Source organism: Streptomyces sp. WG5, assembly GCF_049974565.1.
Classification (GTDB): domain Bacteria; phylum Actinomycetota; class Actinomycetes; order Streptomycetales; family Streptomycetaceae; genus Streptomyces.
Genome location: NZ_JBNGGC010000004.1, coordinates 222,122 through 240,796, shown reverse-complemented (window position 1 = coordinate 240,796; position 18,675 = coordinate 222,122). Strand labels below are relative to the sequence as shown.

The following is an 18,675-nucleotide window of genomic DNA, read 5'->3' as shown; positions in this document are numbered from 1 at the left end:
GGGCGGCCCCCGGGAATCTCCCCGGCGGCTCGTGCGTTGTGCTGAATGTCGCGGTACCGATGCCGACGACTCGCTTCCCGACTGCATAAGGATCCAATTGACCTTCTCTTCTTCCCCCTCCCAGGACACCAAGCGTCTCGCGCAGACCCATCCCGAGGGCCTTCGGGCCGATGCCCTGATGGAAGAGGACGTCGCCTGGAGCCATGACAGCGACCCGCAGTGGGACGGCGAGCAGTTCGACCGCTCCGACCGCGCGGCGCTGCGCCGCGTGGCGGGCCTGTCCACCGAGCTCGAGGACGTCACCGAGGTCGAGTACCGCCAGCTCCGCCTGGAGCGGGTCGTCCTCGTCGGCGTGTGGACCTCGGGCACCGTGCAGGACGCGGAGAACAGCCTCGCCGAGCTGGCCGCCCTCGCGGAGACCGCCGGCGCGCTCGTACTCGACGGCGTCGTCCAGCGCCGCGACAAGCCCGACGCCGCCACCTACATCGGCTCCGGCAAGGCCGAGGAGCTGCGGGACGTCGTCCACGACACGGGCGCGGACACCGTCGTCTGCGACGGTGAGCTCAGCCCGGGCCAGCTGATCCACCTCGAGGACGTCGTCAAGGTCAAGGTCATCGACCGTACGGCCCTGATCCTGGACATCTTCGCCCAGCACGCCAAGTCCCGGGAGGGCAAGGCGCAGGTCGCGCTCGCGCAGATGCAGTACATGCTGCCGCGGCTGCGCGGCTGGGGCCAGTCGCTGTCCCGGCAGATGGGCGGCGGCAAGGGCGGCGGCCTGGCCACCCGTGGTCCGGGTGAGACCAAGATCGAGACGGACCGGCGCCGGATCCGCGAGAAGATGGCGAAGATGCGCCGGGAGATCGCGGAGATGAAGACCGGCCGCGAGATCAAGCGCCAGGAGCGCAAGCGCCACAAGGTTCCGTCCGTCGCCATCGCGGGCTACACCAACGCCGGCAAGTCCTCGCTGCTCAACCGCCTCACCGGCGCGGGCGTGCTGGTGGAGAACGCCCTGTTCGCCACCCTCGACCCGACCGTGCGCCGTGCGGAGACGCCCAGCGGGCGGCTGTACACCCTGGCGGACACCGTCGGCTTCGTCCGGCACCTGCCGCACCACCTGGTCGAGGCGTTCCGCTCCACGATGGAGGAGGTCGGCGACTCCGACCTGATCCTGCACGTGGTGGACGGTTCGCACCCGGCTCCGGAGGAGCAGCTGGCCGCCGTGCGCGAGGTGATCAGGGACGTCGGTGCCACCGACCTGCCCGAGATCGTCGTGATCAACAAGGCCGACATGGCCGACCCGCTGGTGCTCCAGCGGCTGATGCGGGTCGAGAAGCGGTCCATCGCCGTCTCGGCACGCACCGGCCAGGGCATCGACGAACTGCTCGCGCTGATCGACAACGAGCTGCCCCGCCCGTCGGTCGAGATCGAGGCGCTCGTGCCGTACACCCACGGCAAGCTGGTCGCCCGTGCCCACGACGAGGGCGAGGTGATCTCCGAGGAGCACACCCCGGAGGGCACCCTGCTCAAGGTGCGGGTGCACGAGGAACTGGCGGCGGAGCTCACGCCGTACGTTCCGGCGCCCGTGCTGCGGCCCGTGGGCTGACGGTACCCGCGGGAAGGCCCGCCTCCGCACCTCGCGGAGGCGGGCCTTCGGCGTGCAGGGGCCCGGGCCCCGCCGGTCCGGGGCGGCGGACCCCGCCTGCCCGGGGCGGGCCCGAGCCGTACGGCCCCGTGCGGGTCACTGAGCGCCGTACGTCCTGCTCATGTTCTGGTACATCGCCTCGGCCTCCGGGCCCAGCCGCGGACCCGCCAGCCAGGTGTTGTCCAGCGGGCCGATCGAGGTGTTCGACACCAGCTTGGTCTCGCCGTCCACCACCCTGAACCAGCCACCGCCGGACGAACCACCGGTCATGGTGCAGCCGATGCGGTACATCGCCGGCAGGGACGGGCCCAGCGACAGCCGGCCGGGCCGGTCGACGCACTTGAACATCGTCAGACCGTTGTACGGCGGCGCGGCGGGGTAGCCCCAGGCACCCATGTCGGCGACCTCGGCCGCGGAGGGAGCGGAGAAGTCCACCTCCAGCGCGGCGCCGACCGTCTCCTCCAGGGACGTGCTGCCCTGCTCCGGCTTCACATGCAGCACGGAGTAGTCGTACGCGGCCCCGTCACCGCCGTCCTCCGCACCGCCCTCGATCCACTGATGCGACGTCGACGCCCAGTCGGCCCACCAGGTCCCGTAGGGCGCCATCTCGGTGGTCGTCGCACCCGCCAGTTCCGCCTCGGACTTGCCGAGGTCGTTGTACGACGGCACGAAGGCGATGTTGCGGTACCAGCCGCCGCCGCCTCCGGCGTGCACGCAGTGACCGGCCGTCCACACCAGGTTGGACTTGCCCGGGTGGTTCGCGTCCTTGATGACGGTGCCGGAGCAGACCATCGATCCCTCGGGGGAGTCGAAGAAGACCTTGCCGACCGGGGCGGCGTTGTCGTGGTACGGCGTCTTCTCGGCCACGGCCTCGACGGGCGCCGGTTCCGGGTCGGTGGCGCCCTGGCCGGCGGCGGTGTCCTTGGTCGTGACGGTCTTGTCGGCCTCCTTCGCGGCCCGCATGCGGTCCGGCTTCCACAGGCCCTCGATCACCGGGTTGACGAAGTCCTTGGCCTCACTGAGCCACTTGTCCTCGTCCCAGTCCTTCCAGCCGCCGTCCTTCCACCGGTCGACGTCGATGCCGTGCTCCTTGAGGCGGTCCGCGAGGTCGGCCGGGAGCTGAACCCCGCCGTCACCGGAGTCGCCGGTGCCGGCGGCCTGGGAGGTGCCCCCGCTGGGCTTGGCATCGGTCTCGTCCTTCTCCGCACCGCCGCAGGCGGTCGCGGTGAGCGCCAGGGCGGCGACGAGACCGGTGGCGGCGAGCGCGGTGCGCCGCCGGTGCCGCGGTGCGGCGGGCGCAGGTGCGGAACGCATGGTGGAACGACCCCCGTCGGAATGAGTGGATGTCAACGTACGTGAACGTCAACGTACGCCTGTCAGGGAACGTGCGGTGGAGTGCCGGGCTCGCCCGACGCACTCCACCGCCCTCCGGGTTGAACGCCGTGTCCGGCGTCCGGTCACTGACCGGCGAACTTGCCGCTCACCGCGTCGAACACGCCCTTGGCCTCCTCGCCCAGCCGCGGACCGGCCAGCCAGCCGGCCGTCACCGGGCCGATCGAGGTGTTGGACACCAGCACCGGCTTGCCGTCGGACCCGGCCGCTACCCAGCCACCGCCGGACGAACCGCCGGTCATGGTGCAGCCGATGCGGTACATCGTCGGGTCCGAAGCGCTGAGCGAAAGCCGCCCGGGCTCGTCCTCGCACTGGAACAGCTTCTGACCGTCGTACGGCGGCGCGGCCGGGTAGCCGATCGCCTTCACGCTGTCGATCTGCGGCACGGCGGGGGCGTCGAAGTCCACCGGAAGCGCCGCACCGACCGTCTCCTCCAGAGACTTGCCGTCGCTGCCCTTCTCCGGCGTCACATGAATGACGGCGTAGTCGTACGAGGCGCCGTCACCGCCCGTCGCGCCGCCCTGCTCGATCCACTGGTCCGAGGTCTGGGCCCAGTCGCCCCACCAGACGCCATAGGGAGCGACCTCCTCCTTGGTGGCGTTCTGCAGTTCCTCGGTGGACTTGCCGGCGTCGTTGTACGACGGCACGAACGCGATGTTGCGGTACCAGCCGCCCTTCTTGCCCGCGTGCACGCAGTGGCCGGCCGTCCACACCAGGTTGGACTTGCCGGGGTTGGCCGGGTCCGCCACGACGGTCGCCGAGCAGACCATCGAGCCCTGGGGGGAGTCGAAGAGCAGCTTGCCCGCGGTGGCGGCGCTGTCGTGGTACTTGGGCGGCACGGCCTTCGCCTGCACCGGCTGCGGCTCCGGGTCGGTGACGCCCTGGTCACCGGAGAGGTCGCTGTCGTCGACCTCCTGCTCGGGCTGCTCGGCCTCCCGCATACGGTCCGGGTCCCACAGGTCCTCGATGATCGGGTTGACGAAGTCCTGCGCCTCGCGCAGCCAGTCGTCCTTGTTCCAGTTCTTCCAGGCGCCGTTCTTCCACTCGTCTACGTCGATCCCGTGTTCCTTGAGCTTGTCCTTGATGTGGTCCGGGATCCGGATCTCACCGTTGCCGCCGTCCGCGGTGGACGCGGAGGCCGAGGCGTCGCCGCCCGCCTCGGGGTCGCCGGACTCGCAGGCGGTGGCGGTGAGCGCGAGTGCCGAGACAAGCGCCACGGCGACCGGCACAGGAGACGTGCTGCGCCGCCCGCGCCTGTGCCCGCGCGTGGTGAACGACGGCCGTATGGATCGCATGGTGTTGACTTCCCCCTACTACGGTGAACTGCACTGGAACGGCACCACACACTATTGGTTCGCTGTGGGGGAAGCCCGGTGGAACGGCAACGGTTTCGCTACGAGCAGGCTCCGGTTGGAGGGGCGGCCGAACGATGTGTGCCGAAGTGTTCCGTACGGCGCCGGTGATGGTGGCCGACACGGTGACCTCATGGCCGGGGGACGTCGTCCCGCCGCGCCGGGGAACTCCAGGCAACCCGTAACCCGGAGGACGGTCCACGGTTGGTAGCGGTGGGGGCCTGCTGTCCGGGTGCGGTCCCCGTGCCGAGGGCGACCCGGCGCATCGGGTCGCGTCTGGACAGCGGGAGGTCAGAGAGCCGTGGCGGAAACCGCGTACAGGAGGTTTGCGTCCGGGGGCGGGAACGCCGGGCCGACCGCGGGCGAGGGCTTGGCCGATGAGGTGTCCGCGCCGGCGCGCACCGCACGGGAGAAGGCGGCGAAGCGCCGGCCGTCGCGTGAGCAGGCGGCGCGTACCTGCGTACGGACTCTGCCGGTCGTGCCGGTCCGGGCCCGTGGTCTCACCATCGAGGGTGCGGACGGTCGCCGCTACCTGGACTGCGTCTCGGGAGCGGGGGCACTGGCCTTGGGCCACCATCACCCGGTGGTCCTCGAGGCGATCCGCAAGGTGCTCGACTCGGGCGCCCCCTTGCAGGTCATGAATCTCACCACCCCTGTCGAGGACGCCTTCGTCACCGAACTGCTGCGCACCCTGCCGCCAGGCCTCGCCGATCACGCACGCGTGCGGTTCTGCGGACCGGCCGTCACGGACCCGCTCGTCACCGCGGTCGGACTGGTCCGCGCCGCCACCGGGCGGAGTCGGGTCGTCACCTTCACCCCCCAGGTCAACGGGCCGGTTCCAGAGGCCTGCACGGGGCCCGGCGACGTCTGCGGCGCCCCCGTCACCCGGCTTCCGTACCCGGGTGACGCACACCGCCCGGGCGCCGTCTCAGGCCGAAGCGGGGATGAACTCGCCGCGGACGGGACCGAGTCCGCCCTCGGCGATCGCCGGCCGGGGCGGAACCTCCACGCGGGGGTGATCCTGGAACCGGTCCGGAGCGAGGACGGCGTGTTTCCCGCGTCGGACACCTGGATGCGGCGCATGCGGCGTATCACGGCCGAGCGTTCCGTCCCGCTGATCGCCGACGAGACCGCGACGGGCGTCGGGCGGACCGGCGCCTTCTGGGCGGTCGAACACAGTGGAGTCCTCCCCGACGTCCTGATCCTCTCCGGGGCGGCCGGCGGCGGCCTGCCGCTGGCCGCGGTGGTGCACCACGCCGACCTGCACGCGGGCGAACCCGGAAGCGGCACCTTCCGCGGTAACCAACTCGCCCTGGCCGCAGGAGCGGCGACCCTTGCCCACGTCCGCGAACACCGCCTCGCCGAGCGCGCCGCCGCGCTGGGCGCGCGGATACTGACCCGACTGCGCGGACTGGCCGAGGTGTTTCCGTTCGTCGGCGACGTGCGGGGGCGGGGCCTCGTGCTCGGCATCGAGTTGGTCGCGCCGGACGGTGCGCCCGGCACCCCCGCCGACAGCGTCCGCCCCGGTCCCGCCGCCGGACTCGCGGCCTCCGTCCAACGGGAGTGTCTGCGCCGCGGATTGATCGTGGACGTCACCGGCCCGGCCGCGAACGTCGTACGCCTGCTGCCGCCGCTGATCGTCACCGAGGAGCAGACGACAGCGGTCCTGGAGCGACTGGCCGACGCGGTCGAGGCGGTGGACCGAAGCCTCGGCGACCACGCCCCGCCGTGCGGGGTGCGCGCTCCGCGTTGAGATCCGCCGCCCGGACACAGCACGTCAAGAGGACCCACGTTGCCCACGTCGCACACCGATCCCGCACCGCGTTCGGCACCCGCCGCCGTCACCGTACGCACGCCCCCGCCCACACCGGTGTCTGCCACCGTCCCCGGGCCCGTACCGGACCTCGCGCACCACGGCGACACCTACGCCGTGGCCCAGGCGGCGGCCGTGGAGAACCTCCTCCGCTGCTGGGCCCGCGAGAGCGATGTGCCCGCTCCCGGCAACGGTGTTCTCCACGTGCCGCTCCCCGCGAGCGGCACCGCCCTGACCGTTCCCGTCCACTACTGGTCCCGGACGGGCCGGCACGGCTTCGGCCCGCCGCGCCTGGCCGGTGCCCCCGCCTCGGCTCCGTCCGTGGACGCGGTCACGGTCGCCGCTCTGCTCGCCCGGGAGACGTCCGGCGACCCGGGGCCCGACGAGGCCGAACTCGTCGTGGCAGTCGCCGACTCCGTCCGTCGTACCGCCGCATTCCTGCGCGACCGCCGGGAACGCTCCTCCGGCGGCTCCGGTCCCTCCGGCGGCTCCGGTCGCTTCGACGGCGCAGATCCGTCGGACGGCGCAGATCCGTCCGGCGGTCCCGGCCCCTCCGGCGGCCCCGACCTTTTCCTCGCCGCCGAGCAAGCCCTGCTTCTCGGGCATCCGCTGCATCCCACACCGAAGAGCCGCGAGGGCCTCACCGATGCGGAGTCGCGGCTGTACTCACCCGAACTGCGCGGCTCCTTCCCGCTGCACTGGCTGGCCGTCGCGCCCTCCGTACTCGCCACCGACTCGGCCTGGACGGAGCGCGGCCGGCCGGTCACCGCGCCCGAGCTGACCACACGCCTCGCCGGAGACGGGCCGGCGCCGCCGGACGGATACGCGGTCCTCCCCCTGCATCCCTGGCAGTTCCGCGCGGTACGGCACCGACCCGAGACCGCGGCCCTGCTGGACACGGGACTGCTCAGGGACCTCGGTGTCCAGGGTGCCCCCTGGCATCCCACCTCCTCCCTGCGGACCGTCCACCGAACCGGTGCCCCGGCCATGCTCAAACTCTCGCTGGCCCTGAACATCACCAACTCCCGCCGGGAGAACCTCCGCAAGGAACTCCACCGCGGAGTGGAGGTGCACCGTCTGCTGCGACGCGGCCTGTCCCGACAGTGGCAGGCGGCCCACCCGGACTTCGACATCGTCCGCGACCCGGCCTGGCTCGCCGTCGACGGACCGGACGGCAGCCCCGTGCGCGGGCTCGACGTCCTCATCCGGCACAACCCGTTCCGGCCTTCGGACGACGTCACCTGCGTCGCCGGTCTCGTCGCGCCGTGGCCGCACGGTCAGGCGGACGGCTCCGACCGGCGTTCCTCCCGCGCCCCGCGCTCCCGGCTGGCCGAGGTCGTCGCCCGACTCGCCGGGCGGACCGGCCGCCCCCGCACGGCCGTCGCCGCCGAGTGGTTCCTGCGCTACCTCCACCACGTCGTACGTCCCGTGCTGTGGCTGGACGCCCACGCCGGCGTCGCCTTGGAGGCGCACCAGCAGAACACCCTCGTCCTGCTGGACGCCGACGGCTGGCCCTCGGGCGGCCGCTACCGAGACAACCAGGGCTACTACTTCCGCGAGTCCCGGCGGGCTGAACTCGACGCCCGGCTGCCCGGCATCGGCGAGTACAGCGACACGTTCGTCGCCGACGAGGTCGTCGACGAGCGCTTCGCCTACTACCTGGCCATCAACAACGTGTTCGGCCTCATCGGCGACTTCGGTTCCCAGCGCCTCGCCGACGAGCGACTGCTGCTCGCGGCGTTCCGCCGCCTCCTCCGCGAGGTCGCCTCGGGCCCCGAGCCGCTGCGCAGTCCGCTGCCGGCCCACCTCCTCGACTCGCCCGTCCTCCGCTGCAAGGCGAACCTGCTCACCCGGCTGCACGGCCTCGACGAACTCGTCGGCCCGGTGGACAACCAGTCCGTCTACGTCACCCTCACCAACCCGCTGCACTCCTGAGCAGGCCGACAACCCGTACTCCGACTCTCGCCCCCCTCTCCTCTCCCGAAAGAGCGACACCGTGGCTTCCACCGACGCCGGCCCCGACGACACCCTGGACCTGCACCTTCCCGAGGAGTTCGTCGCCCTCTTCGGGAGGGAGGGCAACGACCGCGCCGAAACGGAGACGGCACGGGCCGGTGACGACCTGCTCGACCGTGTCGCCGACTGGGGGCCGGCCCTCACCCCCGTGGGGGTGTTCCACCTGGCACCCGTCCGTGTCGGACAGCACGTGCCGCTCATCAGCCGCTGGATGAACGATCCCGCCGTCGCCGCGTTCTGGGAGCTGACCGGACCCGAGAGTGTGACCGAGGAGCACGTACGGGCGCAGCTCGCCGGTGACGGGCGCAGCGTCCCGTGCGTCGGCGTGCTGGACGGCGTGCCGATGAGCTACTGGGAGATCTACCGGGCCGACCTCGACCCGCTGGCCCGGTACTGCCCCGTCCGGCCGCACGACACCGGCCTCCACCTTCTGATCGGCGATGTCGCCGACCGCGGGCAGGGCGTCGGGACCACGCTGATCGGTGCCGTCGCCGACCTCGTCCTCGCGAGGCGGCCCGGCTGCACGCGTGTGCTCGCCGAACCCGACGTCCGCAACACGGCCTCCGTCGCCGCGTTCCTCGGTGCCGGGTTCCGGTTCTCGGCCGAGGTCGACCTGCCCGCCAAGCGGGCCGCCCTCATGATCCGCGACCGGACGCCGTGCGAACTGCCGTAGCGTCGTGTGGCCCGGTTCGACGGCTTGATCAGTGCCGCCCCCGCGCGCGGACCGGCCCCTCACCCGCCAAGGAGCCCACCCTTGCCCTCGCCCTCCCTGAAGCCCGTCAGTCCTTCCTATCCCTCCGGTCCCTGTCACCCCTCCGGTTCCCGTCACCCCTCCGGTTTCTTCAGCCTCTCTGATTTCTCCGGTCTCTGCTGCCCCTACGGCTACGGCTCCCTCTTGCCGCTGCGGCCCCTCTCGCTCCTTCGGCCCCTCCGGCCCCTTCGGCCCCTCTTGTCCCTCTTGTCCCTCCGGTCCCTCTTGCCCCGCCGGTCTCTCCCGCCCCTCCGGACCCTCCAGGCCGTCCCTCCGGCCTTGCCCGCCCGTTTGTCAGTCCCGGGCCGTAGGGTGGTCGCGCTATGACGAAGCCCTCACTCCCCGAACTCCTGCACGCCGCCGTCACCGCCGTCGGCGGCACGGAGCGTCCCGGCCAGGTAGCCATGGCCGAAGCCGTCGAGGAAGCCATCGACGGCGGCTCCCACCTGCTGGTCCAGGCCGGCACCGGCACCGGCAAGTCGCTGGGCTATCTGGTGCCCGCGCTGGCACACGGGGAGCGGGTCGTCGTGGCCACCGCGACCCTGGCCCTGCAGCGCCAGCTGGTCGAGCGGGACCTGCCCCGCACGGTCGACGCGCTCCATCCCCAGCTGCGCCGCCGCCCGGAGTTCGCGATGCTCAAGGGCCGGTCGAACTACCTGTGCCTGCACCGACTCCACGAGGGAGTCCCGCAGGACGAGGAGGAGGGCCTCTTCGACCAGTTCGAGGCCGCCACCCCCACCAGCAAGCTGGGCCAGGACCTGCTGCGGATGCGTGACTGGGCGGACGAGACCGAGAGCGGCGACCGCGACGACCTGACGCCCGGTGTCTCCGACCGGGCCTGGTCGCAGGTGTCGGTGTCCTCCCGGGAGTGTCTGGGCGCCTCGAAGTGCGCCTACGGCGCCGAGTGCTTCGCCGAGATGGCTCGCGAGCGCGCCAAGCTCTCCGACGTCGTCGTCACCAACCACGCGCTGCTCGCCATCGACGCCATCGAGGGCGCCCCGGTCCTGCCGCAGCACGAGGTGCTGATCGTCGACGAGGCGCACGAGCTGGTCTCCCGGGTCACCGGGGTGGCCACCGGTGAACTCACGCCCGGCCAGGTCAACCGCGCGGTGCGGCGGGCCGCGAAACTCGTCAACGAGAAGGCCGCCGACCAGCTCCAGACCGCGGCCGAGGGGTTCGAGCGGCTGATGGAGCTGGCGCTGCCGGGCCGGCTGGAGGAGATCCCGGAGGACCTCGGCTACGCGCTGATGGCGCTGCGCGACGCCTGCCGTACGGTCATCTCGGCGATCGGTGCCACCCGCGACAAGTCCGTGCAGGACGAGGACGCCGTGCGCAAGCAGGCGCTGGCCTCCGTGGAGTCCGTGCACGACGTGGCGGAGCGGATCACGAACGGTTCCGAGTGGGACGTCGTCTGGTACGAGCGGCACGACCGCTTCGGTGCCTCCCTGCGGGTCGCCCCCATGTCCGTCGCCGGCCTGCTGCGCGAGAAGCTCTTCGCGGACCGCTCGGTCGTCCTGACCTCCGCGACCCTGAAGCTGGGCGGCGACTTCAACGGCGTCGGAGCATCCCTCGGCCTCGCCCCGGAGGGCACCGAGGGCGATGACGTCCCCCAGTGGAAGGGTTTCGACGTGGGGTCGCCCTTCGACTACCGCAAGCAGGGCATCCTGTACGTCGCCAAGCACCTGGCGCGCCCCGCCCGCGACGGCGACCGCGGCGACATGCTCGACGAGCTGACGGAGCTGATCCAGGCCGCAGGCGGTCGTACGCTGGGGCTGTTCTCCTCGATGCGGGCAGCCCAGCTGGCCGCCGAGGAACTGCGCTCCCGCATCCCCGAGTACCCGATCCTTCTCCAGGGCGAGGAGACGCTCGGTGAGCTGATCAAGAACTTCGCCGCCGACCCGAAGACCTGCCTCTTCGGCACGCTGTCGCTCTGGCAGGGGGTGGATGTCCCCGGGCCGAGCTGCCAACTGGTCGTCATGGACAAGATTCCGTTCCCACGCCCCGACGACCCCTTGATGAGCGCCCGCCAGAAGGCGGTGGAGGAGGCCGGCGGTAACGGTTTCATGGCGGTCGCCGCCACGCATGCCGCGTTGCTGATGGCCCAGGGCGCGGGCCGCCTGATCCGGGCGTCGGGCGACCGCGGTGTGGTCGCCGTTCTGGATCAGCGACTGGCGACGGCCCGGTACGGAAGCTATCTGAAGGCGTCGCTGCCCGAGTTCTGGTTCACCACGGACCGCAATCAGGTCCGCAGGTCACTCGCCGCGATCGACGCGACGGCACGGCAGATGGAAACGGAGACGGAGACGGCGGCGGAGGGCGGCTGAACGCGGTGCCCCACACGGCGGTCACCGGGGCCTGGCCCTCCACACAGCGCGGGGCCCCGGAACCGGCGCAGAGGTTCCGGGGCCCGGTCGGGTCGGCGGGTCGCTGTCGCGGCGTACCCGCCCGCCGTGGCGCTCAGACGCGGCGCAGTACGGCCACCACCTTGCCGAGGATGGTCGCGTCGTCACCGGGGATCGGCTCGTACGCCGAGTTGTGCGGAAGGAGCCAGACGTGGCCGTCCTCACGCTTGAAGCGCTTGACGGTGGCTTCGCCGTCGAGCATCGCGGCCACGATGTCGCCGTTCTCGGCGACCGGCTGGCGGCGGACGGTGACCCAGTCGCCGTCGCAGATGGCGGCCTCGATCATCGAGTCGCCGACGACCTTCAGGACGAACAGCTCGCCGTCACCGACCAGCTGCCGGGGAAGCGGGAAGACGTCCTCGACGGATTCCTCGGCGAGGATCGGGCCACCGGCGGCGATGCGCCCGACGAGCGGGACGTACGACGCGGCCGGCTTGCCGGCGGTGTCCGTGGGCTGCACGGAGGAGACCTGGTCGGAGCCGCGCACCTCGTAGGCGCGCGGGCGGTGCGGGTCGCGGCGCAGGAAGCCCTTGCGCTCCAGCGCCATCAGCTGGTGTGCGACGGAGGAGGTGCTGGAGAGGCCGACGGCCTGGCCGATCTCCCGCATGGACGGCGGGTAGCCGCGTCGCTGCACCGAGTCGCGGATCACCTCGATCACCCGGCGCTGGCGGTCGGTGAGTCCCGAACTGTCCGCCCGGATGCCAGGAGGTCGGCCTGGCAGGGAGCGCTTGTGCCCCTCTGGATTCACGGCGTCGCTCATGGCATGTACCGGCTCAGGTCGGCCCTGGGGGCGGTCCTGGGCAGTGATGGCGGCACTGTCGGCAGTGGTGGTCACGTCGGCCCCTCTCGATGGTCTCCCTGCTGCACAACGGTAGTAGCTTTCGAAAGGTTGCGCCAAACACACGTTCGAGTGAAAAATCGCGAATCGTTCGCCCGGATGCCATGTCGGGGTGTATGGCCTGCGCGATGCCTGCGCGGTGCCGGCGGACGAAAGGGTCCATTGCGGTACTCTTCACCGCCGTGGTGGCAGCCTCGGGGGTGTCGCTCCAGTCTGCCATCCGGCGTTCCGTTCGACGGCGTGGGTCCCTCATCTGTGCGGTAGCCCCACGCGCCCTTCTCGCGGTGCCCACGGTATCTCCGCATGCCGGCGGTCGACGCGTTCGCGCGCCCGTGTCCGCCGCGCCTGCGGGCCGTACCGCCCTTGCGTGCCCGTGTGGTGCCCGTGCGCGTGCGCGCCGTCCGGGCCGTGCGGCGACTCCGCACCCACGGCCGGTACGTACGGGAGCGATGCGAACGCAGGGCGTGTATGTATGAGTCGATCCCCACATCTAGTGGTTGGATTGCATCAGCAGCCCACAAGTTGTGGTCCCCCGGGTCTTCGGCCCTGCCGCGATCGCCTATGCTGGGGGCTGCTTCGAGGGGCCTGAAGGGCCTTCCGAGGCCATTGAGTCTGCTGTGAGGAGGGTTCGGAGATCATGCACTGCCCCTTCTGCAGGCACCCCGACAGCCGTGTCGTCGACAGCCGTACGACCGACGACGGCACGTCGATCCGCCGGCGCCGCCAGTGTCCTGACTGCTCCCGTCGTTTCACGACCGTGGAGACGTGCTCGCTCATGGTGGTGAAGCGGTCCGGGGTCACCGAACCGTTCAGCCGGACCAAGATCATCAACGGTGTGCGCAAGGCCTGCCAGGGCCGGCCCGTCACCGAGGACGCGCTCGCCCAGCTCGGCCAGCGGGTCGAGGAGGCGGTGCGGGCCACCGGAAGTGCCGAGCTGACCACCCACGACGTGGGGCTGGCCATACTCGGTCCTTTGCAGGAACTCGACCTCGTCGCCTATCTGCGATTCGCCTCCGTCTACCGGGCGTTCGACTCGCTCGAGGACTTCGAGGCCGCGATCGCGGAGCTCAGGGAGGCGACGGGGCGCCCCGGCGGGGACGGCGACGACGCCGGTGCGGGGAGCCAGGAGAACGACCGCGGGTCCACGGGGGCGGCACAGGTCCCCGAGCCCGCAGGCGCCGCCGACTGACCGGCGGGCCGGACCCGGACTTCGGCGCCCGGGCCCGGCCGGACGGCGGCGAGTGACAAAGACCTGTTGCGGGCGGTAGCGAGAGATGCCCGCAATACAAGACAGAACACCGTGCCACGGGAACAATCGGGGCACTTCAGGGCGTTTTCGCCCGTACATGGGAGGCGGCATGACAGAGACGGCGAGCGGTCCGGCACGGAGTTCCCGCGCCAAGGGCACCAAGGCGGGCAAGGGACTCCGCGTCGAGCGCGTCCACACCACTCCCGGAGTCCACCCCTACGACGAGGTGGCCTGGGAGCGTCGTGACGTCGTCATGACCAACTGGCGCGACGGCTCGGTCAACTTCGAGCAGCGTGGCGTCGAGTTCCCCGAGTTCTGGTCGGTGAACGCGGTCAACATCGTCACCAGCAAGTACTTCCGGGGCGCCGTCGGCACCCCGCAGCGCGAGGTGAGCCTGAAGCAGCTCATCGACCGCATCGTGAAGACGTACCGGAAGGCCGGTGAGGACCACAAGTACTTCGCCTCGCCCGCCGACGCCGAGATCTTCGAGCACGAGCTGGCCTACGCCCTCCTGCACCAGATCTTCAGCTTCAACAGCCCCGTCTGGTTCAACGTCGGCACGCCCCAGCCGCAGCAGGTGTCCGCCTGCTTCATCCTGTCCGTCGACGACTCCATGGAGTCGATCCTCGACTGGTACAAGGAAGAGGGCATGATCTTCAAGGGGGGTTCGGGCGCGGGTTTGAACCTCTCCCGGATCCGCTCCTCCAAGGAACTGCTCTCCTCCGGCGGCAACGCCTCCGGCCCGGTCTCCTTCATGCGCGGCGCCGACGCCTCCGCCGGCACGATCAAGTCCGGTGGCGCCACCCGCCGCGCCGCCAAGATGGTCATCCTCGACGTCGACCACCCCGACATCGAGGACTTCATCGAGACCAAGGTCAAGGAGGAGGAGAAGATCCGCGCCCTGCGCGACGCGGGCTTCGACATGGACCTGGGCGGCGACGACATCACGTCCGTCCAGTACCAGAACGCCAACAACTCGGTCCGCGTGAACGACACGTTCATGAAGGCCGTCCAGGACGGCGGCAAGTTCGGTCTGACGTCCCGCATGACCGGCGAGGTCATCGAGGAGGTCGAGGCCAAGGCGCTCTTCCGCAAGATGGCCGAGGCCGCCTGGGCCTGCGCCGACCCGGGCATCCAGTACGACGACACCATCAACCACTGGCACACCTGCCCGGAGTCCGGCCGGATCAACGGCTCGAACCCGTGCAGCGAGTACATGCACCTGGACAACACGTCCTGCAACCTCGCCTCGCTGAACCTGATGAAGTTCCTGAAGGACGACGGCAAGGGCAACCAGTCCTTCGACGCCGAGCGCTTCGCGAAGGTCGTCGAGCTCGTCATCACCGCGATGGACATCTCCATCTGCTTCGCGGACTTCCCGACCCAGAAGATCGGCGAGAACACCCGCGCCTACCGCCAGCTCGGCATCGGCTACGCCAACCTCGGCGCCCTGCTGATGGCGACCGGCCACGCGTACGACTCCGACGGCGGCCGTGCCCTGGCCGGCGCCATCACCTCGCTGATGACCGGCACGTCGTACCGGCGCTCCGCCGAGCTCGCCGCGATCGTCGGCCCGTACGACGGCTACGCCCGCAACGCGCAGCCGCACCTGCGGGTCATGAAGCAGCACTCCGACGAGAACGCCAAGGCCGTCCGTATGGACGACCTGGACACGCCGATCTGGGCCGCCGCCACCGAGGCCTGGCAGGACGTGCTGCGCCTCGGCGAGAAGAACGGTTTCCGTAACGCCCAGGCGTCCGTCATCGCCCCGACCGGCACCATCGGTCTGGCGATGTCCTGCGACACCACCGGCCTCGAGCCCGACCTCGCCCTGGTCAAGTTCAAGAAGCTGGTCGGCGGCGGCTCGATGCAGATCGTCAACGGCACCGTCCCGCAGGCCCTGCGCCGCCTGGGTTACCAGGAGGAGCAGATCGAGGCGATCGTCGCCCACATCGCCGAGCACGGCAACGTGATCGACGCCCCCGGCCTCAAGCACGAGCACTACGAGGTCTTCGACTGCGCCATGGGCGAGCGTTCCATCTCCGCGATGGGACACGTCCGCATGATGGCCGCCATCCAGCCGTGGATCTCCGGCGCCCTCTCCAAGACGGTCAACCTGCCGGAGTCGGCGACCGTCGAGGACGTCGAGGAGGTCTACTTCGAGGCCTGGAAGATGGGCGTCAAGGCGCTCGCGATCTACCGCGACAACTGCAAGGTCGGCCAGCCCCTCTCCGCCAAGACCAAGGACAAGTCCGCGACGGACGCCGTCGCGGAGAAGGCCGAGGCGACCATCCGCGAGACGGTCGAGAAGGTCGTCGAGTACCGTCCGGTACGCAAGCGCCTCCCGAAGGGCCGTCCCGGCATCACCACGTCCTTCACGGTCGGCGGCGCCGAGGGCTACATGACCGCCAACTCCTACCCGGACGACGGTCTCGGCGAGGTCTTCCTGAAGATGTCCAAGCAGGGTTCGACCCTCGCGGGAATGATGGACGCCTTCTCCATCGCGGTCTCCGTCGGCCTCCAGTACGGCGTGCCGCTGGAGACGTACGTCTCGAAGTTCACCAACATGCGCTTCGAGCCGGCCGGTATGACGGACGACCCGGACGTGCGGATGGCGCAGTCGATCGTCGACTACATCTTCCGCCGCCTGGCGCTGGACTTCCTGCCCTTCGAGACGCGCTCCGCGCTCGGCATCCACTCCGCCGAAGAGCGTCAGCGCCACCTGGAGACGGGCTCGTACGAGCCGTCCGACGACGAGCTCGACGTCGAGGGCCTGGCCCAGTCGGCGCCGCGCGCCCAGGAGCTGAAGGCCGTCGTCACGCCGAAGGCCGAGGTCGAGGCGGCCAAGCCCGCTCCGCAGCAGGCTCACACCAGCGCCGAGCTGGTGGAGATGCAGCTGGGCATCCAGGCCGACGCCCCGCTGTGCTTCTCCTGCGGAACGAAGATGCAGCGAGCCGGTTCCTGCTACATCTGCGAGGGCTGCGGCTCGACCAGCGGTTGCAGCTGATCCGTAGGTCCACATGAGTAAGGGGCGTCCGCCATGGCGGACGCCCCTTACTCATGCGCCGGCTGCTCATGCGCCGGCTGCTCATGCGCCGGCTGCTCATGCGCCGGTTACTCACGCACCGGGCGCTGTCAGGGGCGGCGTGTCGCACCCATCGTGGCGGCGAACGCCGCGGGATCCCCCTCGAAACCGTGGACGCCGGCCCGGAACTCCCATGCCCCCGTCTCGTCCCGGACGAACTCGGCGACCGTCGCCGCCGACGCGCCCAGGACCCCGCTGAAGTCGTCCGTGGCAAGGTCGGTGTAGCCCTCACGGATGCGCAGTCCCGGGTTGCCCACGTCTGCGAAGGTCCGGTCCTCGGCGCGCTGCTGGATCGCGACGCCCACCACCACGCGCGTGTACCGCGCGTCGAGCCGCTCCAGCTCCAGCGTCATGACCTCGTCGAAGCCGAAGCCCTTGCCGTCCCGGCTGTCCCGGTTCAGATAGATGGTGCCGTCGGGGGAGCGGCTGTCGAAGTGCACCACATAGGCCGGGTCGCCGTACGGGTCACCCACCGGATAGGTCCCGGCGACGACGTCCAGGTCGGCGGCCGGCTGCCCCGCCGGACTGGGGTCCCACCGCAGTGCGACCTCGACCTTGCGAATGCCCTTGTTGAGGCGGTTCACGAACATCCCCTTCCCTGGTCCCGCGTCCCTGCCCGGCCACCTCAACTGCCGAGTGGTCACGGTCGGTTGCCCATCCTGCCACGCGCAGCGAGCCTGGTGCGGGCAAGCGGTCCCGCGGAGAGTGACCGGTACCGCGTTCCCTGGCCTTACCATGGCGCGGTGCTGGTCAAGTGGATTCGCTGCACCGTGGTGGACCGCCGCGGTTTCGAGCGGGGGCAGCGGAAGTGGGCGGGGCTTCCGGGGGAGCCGGGTTTTCGGGGGCAGGGGGGTGGCTGGAGCAGGGGGAGGCAGGACGTGGCGCATGTCTTCGCCTTCTGGGAGAGCCGTGCCTTCTACGACTCGTTCATGGCCCGTTCCCACGACCGGCTCGCCTCGGCCCAGGCAGGCACCTTCAAGGATGCCCAGGTACGTCTCTTCGACTACCGGTTCGACGTGAAGACCGGGTTCGAACCGCGCTTCACCGACGCCGACCTGCTGCGGGTGGCACTCTGTCGCGTCCACGAGGAGCGGGCCGAGCACTACGTCCTCATGCAGGAGAAGGTCTGGAATCCCGCGATGGCCGGTTCGCCCGGTATGGTCCGCGGGCTGTTCGGCGAGGCGCCGGGGAACGAGTACCTGGTGCTGTCCATGTGGCGGTCGGCCGCCGAGCACGGCAAGTACCGCACCGAGAGGGTGGAGCGGCTCGCCCTGCGGGCTCAGACGGAGGCCGATGTCGCGGCACTGACGGGGGACATCGTGCAGCTGGAACCTTCGTGGACCGTTTGAGATCGGATCCCGGCCGCCCCGGCGCCCGACGGGTGCCGACCCGGACGGGGAGACTGTGTGACGTACGCCGTACGGGGCCCGTCCGAGTGCTTGGCTCCGTCCGTTTCGATCTAGGGTTCTGACATGGCACGACCACGGCGCATCGTTCTTGTCCGGCACGGCGAGTCGACGGGCAATGTCGATGACTCCGTGTACGAGCGCGAGCCCGACCACGCGCTGGCCCTCACAGAACGGGGCCGGGCGCAGGCAGAGGAGACGGGCAGGAGGCTGCGCGAGGTGTTCGGCCACGAGCGGGTCAGCGTGTACGTCTCCCCGTACCGCCGGACCCACGAGACACTGCGCTCCTTCCGCCTCGATCCCGAACTCATACGGATACGGGAGGAGCCCCGGCTGCGTGAGCAGGACTGGGGCAACTGGCAGGACTGCGACGACGTACGCCTGCAGAAGGCCTACCGGGACGCCTACGGCCACTTCTTCTACCGCTTCGCCCAGGGCGAGTCCGGTGCCGACGTGTACGACCGGGTCGGCGGCTTCCTGGAGAGCCTGTTCCGCAGTTTCGAGGACTCCGACCATCCGCCGAACGTCCTCCTGGTGACCCACGGCCTGGCGATGCGGCTGTTCTGCATGCGGTGGTTCCACTGGACGGTCGCGGAATTCGAGTCGCTGTCGAACCCCGGGAACGGTGAGATGCGCATGCTCGTTCTCGGTGACGACGGCAAGTACACCCTTGACCGTCCGTTCGATCGCTGGCGAGATCCGGAACCGTACGGGATCACCGGATAGAGT

13 protein-coding genes are annotated in these 18,675 nt (G+C 70.6%); 9 read left to right on the top strand and 4 right to left on the bottom strand.

The features are described 5' to 3' along the window. The first annotated feature begins 97 nt into the window (after nucleotides 1–97). A complete protein-coding gene (hflX, locus tag ACP4IX_RS06250) occupies nucleotides 98–1,603 on the top strand; it encodes a GTPase HflX (protein ID WP_426521798.1) in 1,506 nt (501 codons plus the stop codon). Between the two features lie 135 nt (nucleotides 1,604–1,738). Here the strand turns inward: hflX and ACP4IX_RS06245 are convergent, their stop codons facing one another. Further along, nucleotides 1,739–2,956 (bottom strand): trypsin-like serine peptidase, encoded by a 1,218-nt coding sequence (locus tag ACP4IX_RS06245; RefSeq protein WP_426554948.1) that lies wholly within the window; start codon nucleotides 2,954–2,956, stop codon nucleotides 1,739–1,741. 143 nt (nucleotides 2,957–3,099) lie between these two features. Further along, nucleotides 3,100–4,329, bottom strand: a complete 1,230-nt coding sequence (locus ACP4IX_RS06240) for a trypsin-like serine peptidase (protein WP_426554947.1) — start codon at nucleotides 4,327–4,329, stop codon at nucleotides 3,100–3,102. 358 nt (nucleotides 4,330–4,687) lie between these two features. On the opposite strand from ACP4IX_RS06240, the gene ACP4IX_RS06235 reads away from it, so the two are divergent. From ACP4IX_RS06235 to ACP4IX_RS06220, 4 genes are all read left to right on the top strand, one after another. Then, nucleotides 4,688–6,139 carry an aminotransferase class III-fold pyridoxal phosphate-dependent enzyme gene (locus tag ACP4IX_RS06235; RefSeq protein ID WP_426554946.1) on the top strand — a complete coding sequence of 484 codons (1,452 nt, stop codon included), beginning with the start codon at nucleotides 4,688–4,690 and terminating at the stop codon, nucleotides 6,137–6,139. Nucleotides 6,140–6,178: 39 nt separating this feature from the next. Further along, nucleotides 6,179–8,134, top strand: coding sequence for an IucA/IucC family protein (locus ACP4IX_RS06230; RefSeq protein ID WP_426554945.1), 1,956 nt, complete (start codon nucleotides 6,179–6,181; stop codon nucleotides 8,132–8,134). Between the two features lie 61 nt (nucleotides 8,135–8,195). Further along, nucleotides 8,196–8,888 (top strand): GNAT family N-acetyltransferase, encoded by a 693-nt coding sequence (locus ACP4IX_RS06225; protein ID WP_426554944.1) that lies wholly within the window; start codon nucleotides 8,196–8,198, stop codon nucleotides 8,886–8,888. Nucleotides 8,889–9,289: 401 nt separating this feature from the next. Then, entirely contained in the window at nucleotides 9,290–11,290 is a 2,001-nt protein-coding gene (locus tag ACP4IX_RS06220) for an ATP-dependent DNA helicase (protein ID WP_426554943.1), read from the top strand. 133 nt (nucleotides 11,291–11,423) lie between these two features. Here ACP4IX_RS06220 and lexA read toward each other — a convergent pair whose 3' ends face one another. After that, entirely contained in the window at nucleotides 11,424–12,203 is a 780-nt protein-coding gene (gene lexA, locus ACP4IX_RS06215) for a transcriptional repressor LexA (RefSeq protein ID WP_426521805.1), read from the bottom strand. A gap of 640 nt (nucleotides 12,204–12,843) precedes the next feature. Between lexA and nrdR the strand changes: the two genes are divergently transcribed. Together nrdR and ACP4IX_RS06205 are read left to right on the top strand one after the other, a co-directional pair. Next, complete coding sequence (gene nrdR, locus ACP4IX_RS06210; protein ID WP_361731598.1) at nucleotides 12,844–13,395, top strand: transcriptional regulator NrdR; 552 nt, start codon at nucleotides 12,844–12,846, stop codon at nucleotides 13,393–13,395. Nucleotides 13,396–13,564: 169 nt separating this feature from the next. Next, a complete protein-coding gene (locus tag ACP4IX_RS06205; RefSeq protein ID WP_426521807.1) occupies nucleotides 13,565–16,462 on the top strand; it encodes a vitamin B12-dependent ribonucleotide reductase in 2,898 nt (965 codons plus the stop codon). Between the two features lie 128 nt (nucleotides 16,463–16,590). On the opposite strand, the gene ACP4IX_RS06200 is transcribed toward ACP4IX_RS06205, so the two are convergent. Next, nucleotides 16,591–17,124 carry a TerD family protein gene (locus ACP4IX_RS06200; protein WP_426521808.1) on the bottom strand — a complete coding sequence of 178 codons (534 nt, stop codon included), beginning with the start codon at nucleotides 17,122–17,124 and terminating at the stop codon, nucleotides 16,591–16,593. Between the two features lie 159 nt (nucleotides 17,125–17,283). Here ACP4IX_RS06200 and ACP4IX_RS06195 point away from each other — a divergent pair, with 159 nt between their 5' ends. Continuing rightward, nucleotides 17,284–17,889, top strand: coding sequence for a YdbC family protein (locus ACP4IX_RS06195; protein WP_426521809.1), 606 nt, complete (start codon nucleotides 17,284–17,286; stop codon nucleotides 17,887–17,889). A 123-nt stretch (nucleotides 17,890–18,012) separates the two neighbouring features. Beyond that, nucleotides 18,013–18,672 (top strand): histidine phosphatase family protein, encoded by a 660-nt coding sequence (locus ACP4IX_RS06190; RefSeq protein WP_426521810.1) that lies wholly within the window; start codon nucleotides 18,013–18,015, stop codon nucleotides 18,670–18,672. Nucleotides 18,673–18,675 lie beyond the last annotated feature (3 nt).